General features: G+C 70.6%; 12 protein-coding genes. 6 read left to right on the forward strand and 6 right to left on the reverse strand.

The window, feature by feature from the left end; genetic code table 11:
• Positions 1–1,380: transketolase (locus KIT53_RS13570; protein WP_297753307.1), on the reverse strand; the 1,380-nt coding region annotated here is incomplete at its 3' end.
• A 212-nt stretch (positions 1,381–1,592) separates the two neighbouring features.
• On the opposite strand from KIT53_RS13570, the gene KIT53_RS13575 reads away from it, so the two are divergent.
• From KIT53_RS13575 to KIT53_RS13600, 6 genes are all read left to right on the forward strand, one after another.
• Positions 1,593–2,291, forward strand: coding sequence for a nucleotidyltransferase family protein (locus KIT53_RS13575; RefSeq protein WP_297753448.1), 699 nt, complete (start codon positions 1,593–1,595; stop codon positions 2,289–2,291).
• Positions 2,292–2,314: 23 nt separating this feature from the next.
• A complete protein-coding gene (locus KIT53_RS13580) occupies positions 2,315–3,712 on the forward strand; it encodes an aminopeptidase P N-terminal domain-containing protein (protein ID WP_297753309.1) in 1,398 nt (465 codons plus the stop codon).
• 142 nt (positions 3,713–3,854) lie between these two features.
• Positions 3,855–5,036, forward strand: coding sequence for an imelysin family protein (locus tag KIT53_RS13585; RefSeq protein WP_297753310.1), 1,182 nt, complete (start codon positions 3,855–3,857; stop codon positions 5,034–5,036).
• Positions 5,037–5,127: 91 nt separating this feature from the next.
• Positions 5,128–6,582 (forward strand): di-heme oxidoredictase family protein, encoded by a 1,455-nt coding sequence (locus tag KIT53_RS13590; RefSeq protein WP_297753450.1) that lies wholly within the window; start codon positions 5,128–5,130, stop codon positions 6,580–6,582.
• Positions 6,579–7,664 (forward strand): imelysin family protein, encoded by a 1,086-nt coding sequence (locus KIT53_RS13595; protein WP_297753312.1) that lies wholly within the window; start codon positions 6,579–6,581, stop codon positions 7,662–7,664. Before KIT53_RS13590 ends, KIT53_RS13595 begins: the two co-directional genes overlap by 4 nt.
• Positions 7,665–8,759, forward strand: a complete 1,095-nt coding sequence (locus KIT53_RS13600) for a DUF1513 domain-containing protein (protein ID WP_297753314.1) — start codon at positions 7,665–7,667, stop codon at positions 8,757–8,759.
• A gap of 11 nt (positions 8,760–8,770) precedes the next feature.
• Here KIT53_RS13600 and KIT53_RS13605 read toward each other — a convergent pair whose 3' ends face one another.
• The 5 genes from KIT53_RS13605 to KIT53_RS13625 are packed head-to-tail and all read right to left on the reverse strand — an operon-like array spanning position 8,771 to position 12,605.
• Complete coding sequence (locus KIT53_RS13605) at positions 8,771–9,217, reverse strand: hypothetical protein (protein WP_297753317.1); 447 nt, start codon at positions 9,215–9,217, stop codon at positions 8,771–8,773.
• 1 nt (position 9,218) lies between these two features.
• Entirely contained in the window at positions 9,219–10,154 is a 936-nt protein-coding gene (locus KIT53_RS13610) for a heme ABC transporter ATP-binding protein (RefSeq protein ID WP_297753319.1), read from the reverse strand.
• A complete protein-coding gene (locus tag KIT53_RS13615) occupies positions 10,151–11,224 on the reverse strand; it encodes an iron ABC transporter permease (RefSeq protein ID WP_297753321.1) in 1,074 nt (357 codons plus the stop codon). The genes KIT53_RS13610 and KIT53_RS13615 overlap by 4 nt, the downstream gene beginning before the upstream one ends.
• The gene (locus KIT53_RS13620; RefSeq protein WP_297753323.1) at positions 11,221–11,691 is read right to left on the reverse strand and encodes a hypothetical protein; all 471 of its coding nucleotides are present in this window, start codon (positions 11,689–11,691) and stop codon (positions 11,221–11,223) included. The genes KIT53_RS13615 and KIT53_RS13620 overlap by 4 nt, the downstream gene beginning before the upstream one ends.
• Positions 11,688–12,605, reverse strand: coding sequence for an ABC transporter substrate-binding protein (locus KIT53_RS13625; protein WP_297753325.1), 918 nt, complete (start codon positions 12,603–12,605; stop codon positions 11,688–11,690). Before KIT53_RS13625 ends, KIT53_RS13620 begins: the two co-directional genes overlap by 4 nt.
• Positions 12,606–12,615: the final 10 nt, after the last annotated feature.

Raw genomic sequence — 12,615 nt, forward strand, 5'->3', positions numbered from 1 at the left:
AGTGCCGCCATAAGGGATGAAACCGCCATGCAGCGCCACCCCATTCATGATGGCCGCCATGCCGAATTCGCGCACGCCGTAGTTGATGTGGCGCCCGCCACGGCCCTGCTCGTCCTTGAGCACGTCGCCAGCCAGGTTGAAGCGCAGCGCCGGCGTGGACTTGGTGTTGGTGAGGTTGGAGCCGGTGAGGTCGGCGCTGCCGCCGAGCAGCTCGGGCAGCGCGGCGGTGAAGGCTTCCAGCGCAAGCTGGCTGGCCTTGCGGCTGGCCACGGTCTCGGCCTTGGTGTGCGCGGCCACGGCGGTGTCCACCGCCACCTGGGCAAAGTTTTTCGGCAATTCGCCTTTCATGCGGCGGGTGAATTCGCGCGCCAGCTCGGGGAAGGCGGCTTTGTAGGCGGCGAAAGCATCGTTCCAGCCAGCCTCGGCGGTCTTGCCGGCGGCCTTGGCGTCCCAGGCCGCGTAGACGTCCTGCGGAATTTCGAAGGGCGCGTGGCTCCAGCCCAGCGCGGCGCGGGTGAGGGCGATTTCCTCCGCGCCCAGGGGCTCACCGTGGGCCTTGGCGGTGTTGGCGCGGTTCGGGCTGCCCTTGCCGATGTGGGTCTTGCACAGGATCAGCGTGGGAGCGTCGGCGCTGTTCTTGGCCTCGCGGATAGCGCGGTCGACGGCGTCCACGTCGTGGCCGTCGATCGGGCCGATCACGTTCCAGCCGTAGGCCGCGAAGCGCAGCGCGGTGTTGTCGATGAACCAGGGCGTGACCTGGCCGTCGATGGAAATGCCGTTGTCGTCGTACAGGGCCACCAGCTTGTTGAGCTTCCAGGCACCGGCCAGTGCGCAGGCTTCGTGGCTGATGCCTTCCATCAGGCAGCCATCGCCCAGGAACACATAGGTGTGGTGATCGACGATGGTGTGGCCGGGCCGGTTGAACTCGGCCGCCAGCAGCTTCTCGGCCAGCGCCATGCCCACTGCGTTGGTGACGCCCTGGCCCAGCGGCCCGGTGGTGGTCTCCACGCCGGGCGTGATACCGACCTCGGGGTGGCCGGCGGTCTTGCTGTGCAGTTGGCGGAAGTTGCGCAACTCGCCCATCGGCAGGTCGTAGCCGGTGAGGTGCAGCAGCGCGTAGATCAGCATGGAACCGTGGCCGTTGGAAAGCACGAAACGGTCGCGGTTGGCCCACTGCGGATGGACCGGGTTGTGGCGCAGGTGGCGGCCCCAGAGCGCCACGGCCATGTCGGCCATGCCCATGGGCGCGCCCGGGTGGCCGGAATTGGCCTGCTGGACAGCGTCCATGGCCAGTGCGCGGATGGCGTTGGCCTGGACCTGGGGCGTCACGGCCGAGGCGGCGGAAGCGGTGCGGGAGGAGGTGCTGGCTGCGTCGGACATGGGTCTGGGGGATGTGAGGAGAAGGGAAGGGAGACGGCGCGGCGGCGCAAAACCCCGGATTTTATCGGTCAGACCGACATGGTCGTCTGGGCCCGACCGTGCGACTTCCCACAGCCGCCCCCATAATTCTTCGACGCGCACCGCCCCCCACTCGCCGGTCGGTCGCCGCGTGCCCCATGACCCAACACCCCGCCGCCCCGTCCATTGCCGCCATGATCCTCGCCGCTGGACGCGGTATGCGCATGCGCCCGCTCACCGACGCCCACCCCAAGCCCTTGCTGCCGGTGCGCGGCAAGCCCCTGCTGCAGTGGCCCATGGAAGCCCTGCACGCCGGTGGCTTCACCCGGCTGGTGGTCAATTCCGCCTGGCTGGGCGAGCAGATCGACACCTTCTGCGAGCAATGGCAGGCCAGCCATCCGCAGGCACAGCTCAGCGTCTCGCGCGAGGGCCTGGATTTTGGCTATGCGCTGGAAACCGCCGGTGGCATCGCACGCGCCTTGCCGCTGCTGGGCGACGCTTTCTGGGTGCTGGCCGGCGACGTGTACGCGCCCGGCTTCGTGTTCACGCAGGAGGCCGTGGCCCGTTTCCTGGGCAGTGGCCGCCTGGCGCACATCTGGCTGGTGCCCAACCCGCCGCACAACCCGCGCGGCGACTTTGGCCTGAGCGCCGAAGGACTGGCGCTCAACCAGGCCGGCGAGCGCCTCACCTACAGCACCATCGGCCTGTACCGGCGCGAATTGTTCGAAGCACCGTGGTGCGAGGTCGTGCCAGGCAACCCTCAAGGCACCGCGGAACCCCTGGCGCCGCTGTTGCGCCGTGCCATGGACGCGGGCCGCGTGAGCGCCGAGCTGTACACCGGCCCCTGGACCGATGTCGGCACGCCCGAACGGCTCGAGGAACTCAACCGCTGAACACAACCTGGAGAATGTCAGACATGGACGCCAGCACCCACACCCAGATCTACGCGGAACGCCGCGCCCGTGTCGCCGCCGCGCTGGGTCCCGGCGGCATCGCCATCGTGCCCACCGCGCCAGAGCGGGCACGCAACCGCGATTCGGACTTTCTCTACCGGCACGACAGTTATTTCTACTACCTCACCGGCTTCACCGAACCCAACGCCTGGCTGGTGATCAGCGCGGAAGGTGCCACCACCCTGTTCTGCCAACCCAAGGACCTGGAGCGGGAAATCTGGGACGGCATCCGGCTCGGCCCCGAAGCCGCACCGGCGGTGCTGGGCGTGGACGAAGCCTTCTCCGTGGCCGAACTGGCCCAGCGCCTGCCGCGCCTGCTGGAAAACCGCCGCACCGTCTGGTACCCGTTCGCCACCCACGACGGGTTGGAAAGCCGCATCAATGGCTGGCTGCAGCCGGTGCGCGCCCGCGTGCGCTACGGCGCGCTGTGCCCCGAATCGCAGCGCGACCTCTGCGGCGTGCTCGACGAGATGCGCCTGGTCAAGGACGCGCACGAGCAGGCCATCATGCGCCGCGCCTCGCGCATCAGCGCCCAGGCACACATCCGCGCCATGCAGCGCAGCGCGGCCATGCTGCGCGCGGGCCAGGACGTGCGCGAGTACCACCTGGACGCCGAACTGCTGCACGCCTTCCGCGAGCAGGGCTCGCAGTACCCGGCCTACGGCAGCATCGTCGCCGCCGGCGCCAACGCCTGCGTGCTGCACTACCGCGCCGACGCCGCGCCCATCCGCAACGGCGAACTGGTGCTGATCGACGCCGGCTGCGAACTCGACGGCTACGCCAGCGACATCACGCGCACCTTTCCGGCCAACGGCCGCTTCACCGGCCCGCAGCGCACGCTGTACGAACTGGTGCTGGCCAGCCAGGACGCCGCCGTGGCGGCCACGCGGGCCGGCGCGCGCTTCGTCGATCCGCACGACGCGACCGTCGCGGTGCTCGCGCAGGGCCTGCTGGACGTGGGCCTGCTCGACGCCAACAAGGTCGGCCACGCACAGGACGTGATCGCCAACCGGTCCTATTTTCAGTTCTACATGCACCGCACCGGGCACTGGCTGGGCATGGACGTGCACGACTGCGGCAGCTATGTGGAGCCCGCCGAGGTCGGCACCGTCAGCGAGCGCAAGGACCCGCTCAGCGGCGAGATCATCAAGGACCGGCCCAGCCGCATCCTGCGCCCGGGCATGGTGCTCACGATCGAGCCCGGCCTCTATGTGCGGCCGGCCGAGGGCGTACCCGAGGCGTTCTGGAACATCGGTATCCGCATCGAGGACGACGCCATCGTCACAGCCACCGGCTGCGAACTGATCACGCGCGACGTGCCGGTGAAGGCCGACGAGATCGAAGCCTTGATGCGCGGCTGAGGCATGGCCGCGCCTTGATCTGGGTCAAGGCGCATGTTCGCCGGCCGTCAACGGGTCATTGATTGGGAATGGTTCTCATTTAAACTGGGGCCTCCGGCCACCCTGTGCCGGCCCCTGTTCACCCAACCTCCCGGCCCGCAGCATGAAAACCACCCTCTCCGTCCTGGCCCTGGCGGCCACCCTGGCGCTGCCGCACGCCCAGGCACAGACCCAGCCCTCCAACCCTGCCGCGGCCGCCACCGCTCCAGCCACCTACGCCAGCGTCGCTGGCCACTACGCCGCCCTGGTCTACGCCAGCTACAGCGACACCCTGTCCGCCGCGCAGGACATGCAAGGGGCCATCAAGGCCTTCGTCGCCGCGCCCTCGGCCGATGGTCTGGCCGCCGCGCGCAAGGCCTGGCTGGCCGCGCGCGAGTTCTACGGCCAGACGGAAGCGTTCCGCTTCTACGGCGGCCCGATCGACGACGACAAGGGCCCCGAAGGCCAGATCAACGCCTGGCCGCTGGACGAGTCCTATGTGGACTACGTGCAGGGCAAGCCCCAGTCGGGGCTGATCGCCAACACCAAGTTCAAGATCACCAAGGCCAACCTGGCCAAGTTCAATGAACGCGGCGGCGAGGAAAACATCAGCGCTGGCTGGCACGCCATCGAATTCCTGCTCTGGGGCCAGGACCTGAGCGAGACCGGCCCGGGCAACCGTTCGTTCGAGGACTACCTCGATGGCAAGACCCCCAACGCCGATCGGCGCCGCCAGTTTCTGACGGTGGCCACCGAGTTGCTGGTCGATGACCTGGGCTTTCTCGCCAAATCCTGGGCGCCGGGCCAGAAGAACTACCGCGCCCGCTTCGAGAAAGGCGGCAAGGAGTCGGTGCGCAAGATCATCGTCGGCCTGGGCTCGCTCTCGCGCGGTGAACTCTCCGGCGAACGCATGGAGGTGGCCCTGAATTCGCAGGACCAGGAGGACGAGCACTCCTGCTTCTCGGACAACACGCACCGTGACATCGTCAACAACGCGAAGGGCATCCAGAACGTGTGGCTGGGCCAGTACAGAAAACGCGACGGCAGCGCGCTGCAGGGCCCCGGCGTGCGCGACCTCGTGGCCGCGAAAAAGGCCGACCTGGCCGAGAAGACGACTGCGCAGATCGCGCTCTCCGTGCAGTCGGCCGAGGCCATTCCGGCCCCGTTCGACCGCGCCATCGCCAAGGGCGCGGCTGGCCGGCCGGTGATCGAGAAAACAGTGGCCAGCCTGGTCGAACAGTCCAAGCTGCTGGTCGAGTCGGCTGGTGCGGTGGGCATCGCCAAACTGACCTTGGTGGAACCGTGACACACGGCACGCCGCTGCGCGGCGCCGCACGTCCCCAATAGGCGTTTCCATCATGTCGCTCTTTCCCAAAGCCGCGCGCACCGCGTCAGCCATGGGGGCCCTGCTCATCGGTTCGGCCGCCCTCGTTCTGCAAGCCGACGAGGCACCCGACCCGCTGGGCGAAAAGACCGGTGGCGCCACCACCGTCTACGCCACCGGCAAGAACGCGTTCTCGTTCCCGTTGGCCAACCTGGACGATCCGGGGCGCACGCGCTTCGTGATCGGCAACTCTTTTTTCAAGCGCAACTGGGTCGAGGCGCCCGCCTCGACCACCGCGCGCGATGGCCTCGGGCCGCATTTCATCGCGCGGGCGTGCGCCGGCTGCCACGTGATGGACGGCCGGGGTGAGCCGCCCGCATGGCAGCGCACGCTCGGGCCCGACCCGGAGCCGACCGTGGCGCTGCTCATGCGCCTGTCGGTGGCCGGCACGCCCGACCCCAGGGCCGGCGTGCGGCCCGACCCGGTGTATGGCGACCAGTTCAACAACGCCGCCATCCAGGGCGTCAGGCCCGAGGGCCGTGTGGAGATTCGCCAGCAGCCCATCCACGGCCGCTTCGCCGATGGCACGCGCTACACGCTGCAAAAGCCGCTGTACACACTGACCGACCTGGCCTATGGCCCGCTGGCCCCGGGGGCCATGGTCAGCCCGCGCATCGCACCGCAGATCGCGGGCATCGGCCTGCTGGAGGCGATTCCCGAGGCCGAGATCCTGCGCAACGCCCGCGAGCAGGCCGCCGCGCCCGGCCTGGTCAAAGGCCAGCCCAACCGCGTATGGGATGTCTTCGCACAGGAGGAGCGCATCGGCCGCTTCGGCTGGAAGGCCAACGTGGCAACCATCGCGCACCAGACAGCGGGCGCGTTCCACGGTGACATCGGCATCACCTCCAGCGTCTTTCCGCAGGAAACCTGCACGCCGGCGCAGAAGGACTGCCTGGCTGCACCGCATGGCGGCGGCCGGACCAGCGGCCGCGACGGCCTGGTACCGGCCGCCAGCGCCGACGCCAGCCGGCCCGAGATCGACGATGACACCTTGGGCCAGGTGATCTTCTACCAGGCCACGCTGGCCCCAGCGGCACGGCGCAACGTGAACGACGCACAGGTGCTGCGCGGCCAGGCCCTGTTCGCGCAGGCCCAGTGCGCCGCCTGCCACCGGCCCAGCTACGTGACGGCCGAGGGACCGTTCCCCCGCTTCACCAGCCCGGCGTTGAAGGGCCAGCGGATCTGGCCCTACACCGACTTGCTGCTGCACGACATGGGCCCCGACCTCGCCGACGGCCGGCCCGACTTCCTGGCCAGCGGCAGCCAGTGGAAGACGCCGCCGCTGTGGGGCATAGGCCTGATCAAGGACGTGAACGGCCACACGCGCCTGATGCACGACGGGCGTGCCAACGGCGTGCTCGAGGCCATCCTGTGGCATGGTGGCGAGGCGCGGCCCGCCAGGGAACAGGTGTTGAAGATGAACCGCGCGGACCGCCAGGCGCTGGTGAAATTCGTGGAGTCGCTATGACACGCACACGCAAGCGGCTGCAACGCGCCGCGTTGGCGGCGCTGCTGGGCCTGGCACTGGCTGGCATCGCCGCTGCGCAAAGCCCGGGCCCCACCGTAGCGGCCCCTTACTACTCGGCCGAACAGGCCCTGCAAGGCATCTACACCCACCGCCTGCCGCCACTGGCCCAGGCCTTCAAGGCGCAGGCGGACGGCCTGGCCGAGACCGCAGCGCGGTTCTGCCAGGGCCAGGCCTCCCTGGAAGACCTGCGCGCGCAATGGCTGGCGGCGCTTCTGGGCTGGGAGACGCTGTCTACCCCCGCCGTGGGGCCCATGGTCACTCGCCGATCGCAGCGCCAGATCGATTTCTGGCCCGCGCGCCCGGACCTGCTGCGCCGCTCGATGGACAAGGCGCCGGCCACGCTGGCCGACATGGAGCGCGTGGGCACACCGGCCAAGGGCTTCCCGGCTTTCGAGCTGCTGCTGGAGCGGTGGTCCAAGGAGCGCCCCACCGCGCCGGCATGCCGGTACGGCGAGCTGGTGGCGCAAGACATTGCCGCTGAAGCACAGGCGCTGGACGCCGAACTCGGCCAATGGGCCACCAAGGAATGGGACGATGAACCCGAGACCACCACCGCCGCGCTGGCCGAGTGGGTGAACCAGTGGCTGGCAGGCTTTGAGCGCCTGCGCTGGGCGCACATCGAAAAGCCCCTCACCACGCAGCGCACCACCGGCAACATGGCCAGGCCGGCGCCGTTCGCGCGCCTGGACCGCGAGAGCAGCCTGCGCGACTGGCGCGCGCAGTGGCAAAGCCTGCAGACGCAGGCTCGCCTGCGGCCTGGCGCCAACCCGCCTGCGGGCGGGACAGCCCTGATCCCTCTGGAAGCCCTGCTCCTAGGGCGAGGCCACCTGGCGCTCGCCCAGCGCTGGGGCCAGGCGCTGGACCAGGTCGGCGCCGGCATGGACCGTTTGACGCCTCGCTCCAGCGAGCGCGAACTGCTGGCGGTCGCCAAGTCCATGAAGGCGCTCACGGTGCTGTACCAGAACGAGGTCGCGGCCGCGCTGGACGTGCCACTGGGGTTTTCGGATGCCGATGGGGACTGAGTGACGGACCCCGCCGAGCCAACGGTCGTTTCGCGCCGCCAATGGCTGCTGGCCATGGCGGCGGTGGGCTTCGCGCCCGCCTGGGGTGCTGCGCCTGCCGCGCGCCTGCTGGCGGCCTGGCAGGCAGCAGACGGGCAACGCATCGGTGTGATCGAGGTGAAGACCGCGCGCTGGTCGGTGCAGAGCGAACTCGATGTACCCACGCGCGCGCACGGCCTGCTGGTCGAGCGCGGTGGCAGCGTGCTGGCCGCCGCGCGGCGCCCCGGCGATTGGCTGCTGCGCTGGCACCCGGCCAGCGGGCAGGCGCAATGGCACTGGATCGAGGACGACCGCCGCTTCAATGGCCATGTGGTGGCGAGCGAGGATGCTTCTGTCTTGTGGACCACCGAGACCGACCTGGACACCGCGCAAGGCCGGCTCGCCACGCGCGATGTCCGCTCGCTGGAGAAGCGCGCGGAATGGCCGACGCACGGCATGGACCCGCATGCGCTCATGGTGTTGCCCGAGCGCGTGGGCGACATCCCCACCGGCAGCCTGATCGTGGCCAACGGCGGCATTCCCACACTGCCCGAGACCGGCCGCAGCAAACGCCAGTTGGACCGCATGGACGCTTCGCTGGTGGCGCTGGACCCGCGCGACGGCCGCCTGCTGGGCCAATGGCGCCTGCAGGACCCGTACCTGAGCGTGCGGCACCTGGCCTGGGACCCGGTATCGCGCACCGTGGGCATCGCATTGCAGGCCGAGCACCCCGACGCCCAAGCCCGCCAACAAGCCCCGGTGTTCGCGGCGTGGGACGGCCTGCAGCTGCGGCCCGCCCAAGCACAGCCAGCAATGCACGGCTATGGCGGGGACATCTGCGCGCTGCCCGGTGGCGGCTTCGTAGTGAGCTGTCCGCGCGCCGACGGACTGGCCCTGTTCGACACCGGCGCCCGTTGCTCAGGCACGCTGGCGCATGCCCAGGCCTACGCCCTGGCCGCCGGCCGTGGGCACTGGTGGGCCAGCGGCAGCGAAGGGGTGTGGTGCGCACCCGAAGGCAGGCCGGCCCGCGCTGGTGGCGCGTCCGTGCAGTTCGACAACCACTGGGTGGCGCTTTAACAGGCCGTTGTTCACCGCGCCTGCCCCGCGTCATCGGCTTCGGCGCCGGCGGTCAGCTGCGCACAGGCCGCACCGGTGCGCCGGCACTGTCCATCTCCCTCCAGCCAGGGGTGGGCGTGGCCCACGCAGCCGGTCTGGCAGATCACCGCGCTGGCCTCGGCCATGTCCTGCGCGGCCTGCGCCTGCACCGCCGCGCGGCCACGGCGCACGAGAGGCCTGGCCACGCCGGCCAGACCCAGGCCCCACAGCATGCAGGTACGGGCCACGACCAGTTGGGCACGCAGGTTCAGCACCTCCTCCTGCAATGCCAGCACCTGCAAGGCCTGCGCGCGCATCTGCTCGCCCACCCGGCGCTGCAGCCCGGCCATCTGCCGCGTGAGCACGCCGTGCTCCTGAGCAAGTTCCTGTGCGGTGGTGCCGTCGTGGCGAACCAGGAGCCGGGGGTTGCTGGGTGTCATGTCAGGACCTCTCTGAAACGGGTGGAACATCCGCCGCGATGAGCAACTGCGCCACGCCATCGGCCGCGCGCACGGTGCTGGCCTGCACCTGCCAGACACGCCGCAGCAGGTCGGGGTGCAGCACGCGCGCCGGGCGGCCAGCGGCACGCACTTCGCCGCCGTCGAGCACCCAGACCCGGTCCGCGTAGCGCAGCGCCAGGTTGGGGTCGTGCAGCACGGCGAGCACGCCCACGCCCTGTCCGCGCGCCCAAGCCTGCACGGTGCGCAAGGTCTCGTGCTGGTGGCGCAGGTCGAGCGCGGCGGTCGGTTCGTCCAGCAACAGCCAGCGCGGCGCGCCGTCGGCGCCGGCTTCCCAGATCTGCGCCATGACGCGCGCGAGCTGCACGCGGGCGCGCTCGCCACCGCTCAGGCTGGCCACGTTGCGCATCGCCATGGCCGCCACCCCGGTGGCCTGCATCGCGGCCTGCACGATGGCGGCCTCGTGGCGCGATGGCTGGCGCAGGTGCGGGTAGCGCCCGAGCTCCACCACGTCCTGCACGCGGAAATCGAACGCCACCGCGGTCTCCTGCGGCAACACCGCGCGGTGCCGCGCGAACTGCGGCGCCGCCGCTGGCGTGACGGCCTGCCCGTTCAGGCGCACCTCGCCTTCGTGGCAGGCGCGCAGGCCGGCCAGCACCGAGAGCAGGGTGGACTTGCCCGCGCCATTGGGGCCCAGGATGGCACCGACCTCTCCTGGCGCGAGGTGCAAGTCCACGCCCCGCAACAAGGTACTGGCGCCCACCCGCACGCACACGCCACTGGCGCTCAGGCCATCGTTGCCCCGAGGTTCGTGCCGCGGCATCCCATCGTCGTCGTCGTCCAACCAGAGTGGACGTTCGCCACCGGGTAGCGCTCCGCAGGCACTGCGCCAATCGGCGTCCAGCAGGCGCGCGTTCACAGCCGCCTCCCGTGCGCACTGCGCAGAAGCAGCAGGAAGAAGGGCACCCCGACCGCGGCCGTCAGCACGCCCAGGGGCAGTTCAGCCGGTTGCAGGATGGTGCGCGCCACGGCGTCGGCGGCGATGACCATGACCGCGCCCAGCAGCGCCGAGCCGGGCAGCACCCAGCGATGGTCGGGGCCGGCCACCAGCCTCACCATGTGCGGCGCCACCAGACCGATGAAACCGATGATGCCGGTGGTCGCGGTCACCGCCCCGACGGCGAGCGCGGTCGCCACGATGGCGATGCGCTTGACGCGCTCGATCGGCACGCCGAGCAGCACGGCCTGCGCCTCGCCCAGCGCCAGCGCATTGAGCGCGCGCGCCAGCCGCAGGCCGATGGCGCCGGCCAGCAGCGTGATCAGCCCCACCAGCGCCACCGCGCTCCAGCGCGCGCCGCCCAGGCTGCCCAGCAGCCAGAACTGCAGGTTGCGCAGCTGTTCGTCGGTGGCCAGGAAGTTCAACAGGCCCAGGCCGGCACCGGCCAGCGCATTGACCGCGATGCCGGCCAGCAGCATCAGGCCCACGCGCGTACCCCCCTCACCGCGCGAAAGCAGGTAGATCAACACGGTGACCGCGAGACCGCCGCCAAAGGCCATCAGCACCAGCGTCCAGCTGCCCAGCGAGCGCGGCAGGTCGGGAAACCAGAGGTTGCCCAGCACGATGGTGAAACCAGCCGCCAGTGCCGCGCCGCTGCTCACGCCGATCAACCCAGGATCGGCCAGCGGGTTGCGGAACAAACCCTGCATGAGCGCGCCGGCCAGCCCGAGGCCGGCTCCAGCCGCCAGGCCCAGCACCAGGCGCGGCAGGCGGATGTTGAAGAACACCAGCTCGGCACCGCTGCCTGCGCTGCCGCCGAACAGCACGGCCGGCAGATCGCTCAGCGGCAGGCTGTAGGCTCCCTGACCGGCGGCCCAGAGCAAGGTGACCAGCAACAGCACCGACAGGGCCCCCAGCAGCGTCGGACCTGGCACCTGTCCCGCCGTCCAGCGGCGCGGGTTCCACGGCATGGCCGTGTCGGTGGCGCTCATCGGCCCACCTCCGCGCGCGGCGCGTGTGGGGTGGCCGCCCTGGCTGGCGACCCAGGCGCGCGGTCGATCAGGTGAAGCACATTGCCATCGATGTCGGTGAGCGTGGTTTCCCAGGCACCCCAGGGCTGCCAGATGGGCGCGGCCCCCAGCCGCTGCGCGGGCGCCGCCGCAGCCCTCAGCAGGCTGGCGTGCAGCGCGTGCAGGCCTCGCAGTTCGACGCGCAACCGGGCCGGCTCGAAGGGAGCGGCCTCGGCGGCCGTGGGTTTTTCCCAGCGCGCGGGTCGGGCGCCGCAGGCCCAGAGTTGCACGCACAGCGGCCCGTGGACCAGGCGCGCGTAAACGCCCCGCACCATCTGCTGGCACCGGAAGTCGAGGCCGCGCGCATAGTCGGCCACCGCGCGCGCGAGATCGGGCGTGTGCACGTTGGCCACAGACCCGATGCCGCCTTGTGCAAGCAGGACGTTCATGCCCGCACCATGCGCTCGTGCAGGCGCTCGATGACATCGGGTAGGCGCGGCCCGAAGCCCAGGAGCTCCAGCGCGTCCAGGTGCACCAACGTCTTCTGCGAGGCGCGCTCCCGCCAGGCCGGTGTGAGCGCGAGTTCGGGGCGCTGCCAGAACTTGGCCTCTCCACCCACGGCTTCCAGCCCTTGCGTGGTGGTCAGGATCACGTCCGGCGCCGCCTGCGCCATGGCCTCGGCGGTCATCGGCCGGTAGCCCTTGAAGCCGCCCAGCGCGTTGCGCGCGCCCATGAAGCGGATGAGGGCGTCGGCCGCAGTCTGCTCACCGGCCACCATGGGGCTGCCGCTGTGGGAGAGCACGAACAGCACGCGCGGACCCACCTTGCCCGACGACTGCACCCGTGCCAGCACGGACTGCCATCGCGCATCGAGACGGGCCTGCAGTTCGCGTGCCCCCGCCTCGCGTCCTGCCGCGCGGCCAACGGCGGCCACCTTGCGGCGCACCTCATCCCAGCTGTGGTCGGAAACCACCAGTTCCACGCGCACGCCAGCGCTGCGCAACTGGTCCAGCACCACCGGTGGCCCCGCATCGGAGCCCGCGATCAGGGCGTCGGGCCGCAGCGCGAGCAGGCCTTCGGCCGAAAGCTGGCGCATGTAGCCCACCTTGGGCGTGGCCTGCGCGGCGGCCGGGTACAGGCTGGTGGTGTCGGTGCCCACCAACTGGTCCTGCGCGCCCAGCGCATACACCACCTCGGTGATGCCGCCGCCAACGGTGACCAGCCGGGGCGCGGGGCGCGTCTGCGCCAGCGCGGGCCAGCCGATGCCGACCACCGCCGACCCGGCCAGAGCGGTGCGTGCAAGCCGGTGCAGCGCACTTCTGCGCGCAAGGCCCCCGGAAGAGGTGGATGGTGTGGGTTTCATGGATCGGTTC

Origin of the sequence: Hydrogenophaga sp., from assembly GCF_026125785.1 — a bacterium.
Taxonomy (GTDB): domain Bacteria; phylum Pseudomonadota; class Gammaproteobacteria; order Burkholderiales; family Burkholderiaceae_C; genus Hydrogenophaga.

Bases quoted from the DNA above. Each gene is read 5' to 3' on its own strand.
- KIT53_RS13615 (WP_297753321.1), bottom strand. From the start codon at position 11,224: ATGAGCGCCACCGACACGGCCATGCCGTGGAACCCGCGCCGCTGGACG.
- KIT53_RS13595 (WP_297753312.1), top strand. From the start codon at position 6,579: ATGACACGCACACGCAAGCGGCTGCAACGCGCCGCGTTGGCGGCGCTG.
- KIT53_RS13620 (WP_297753323.1), bottom strand. From the start codon at position 11,691: ATGAACGTCCTGCTTGCACAAGGCGGCATCGGGTCTGTGGCCAACGTG.
- KIT53_RS13585 (WP_297753310.1), top strand. From the start codon at position 3,855: ATGAAAACCACCCTCTCCGTCCTGGCCCTGGCGGCCACCCTGGCGCTG.
- KIT53_RS13605 (WP_297753317.1), bottom strand. From the start codon at position 9,217: ATGACACCCAGCAACCCCCGGCTCCTGGTTCGCCACGACGGCACCACC.
- KIT53_RS13580 (WP_297753309.1), top strand. From the start codon at position 2,315: ATGGACGCCAGCACCCACACCCAGATCTACGCGGAACGCCGCGCCCGT.
- KIT53_RS13575 (WP_297753448.1), top strand. From the start codon at position 1,593: ATGATCCTCGCCGCTGGACGCGGTATGCGCATGCGCCCGCTCACCGAC.
- KIT53_RS13590 (WP_297753450.1), top strand. From the start codon at position 5,128: ATGGGGGCCCTGCTCATCGGTTCGGCCGCCCTCGTTCTGCAAGCCGAC.
- KIT53_RS13625 (WP_297753325.1), bottom strand. From the start codon at position 12,605: ATGAAACCCACACCATCCACCTCTTCCGGGGGCCTTGCGCGCAGAAGT.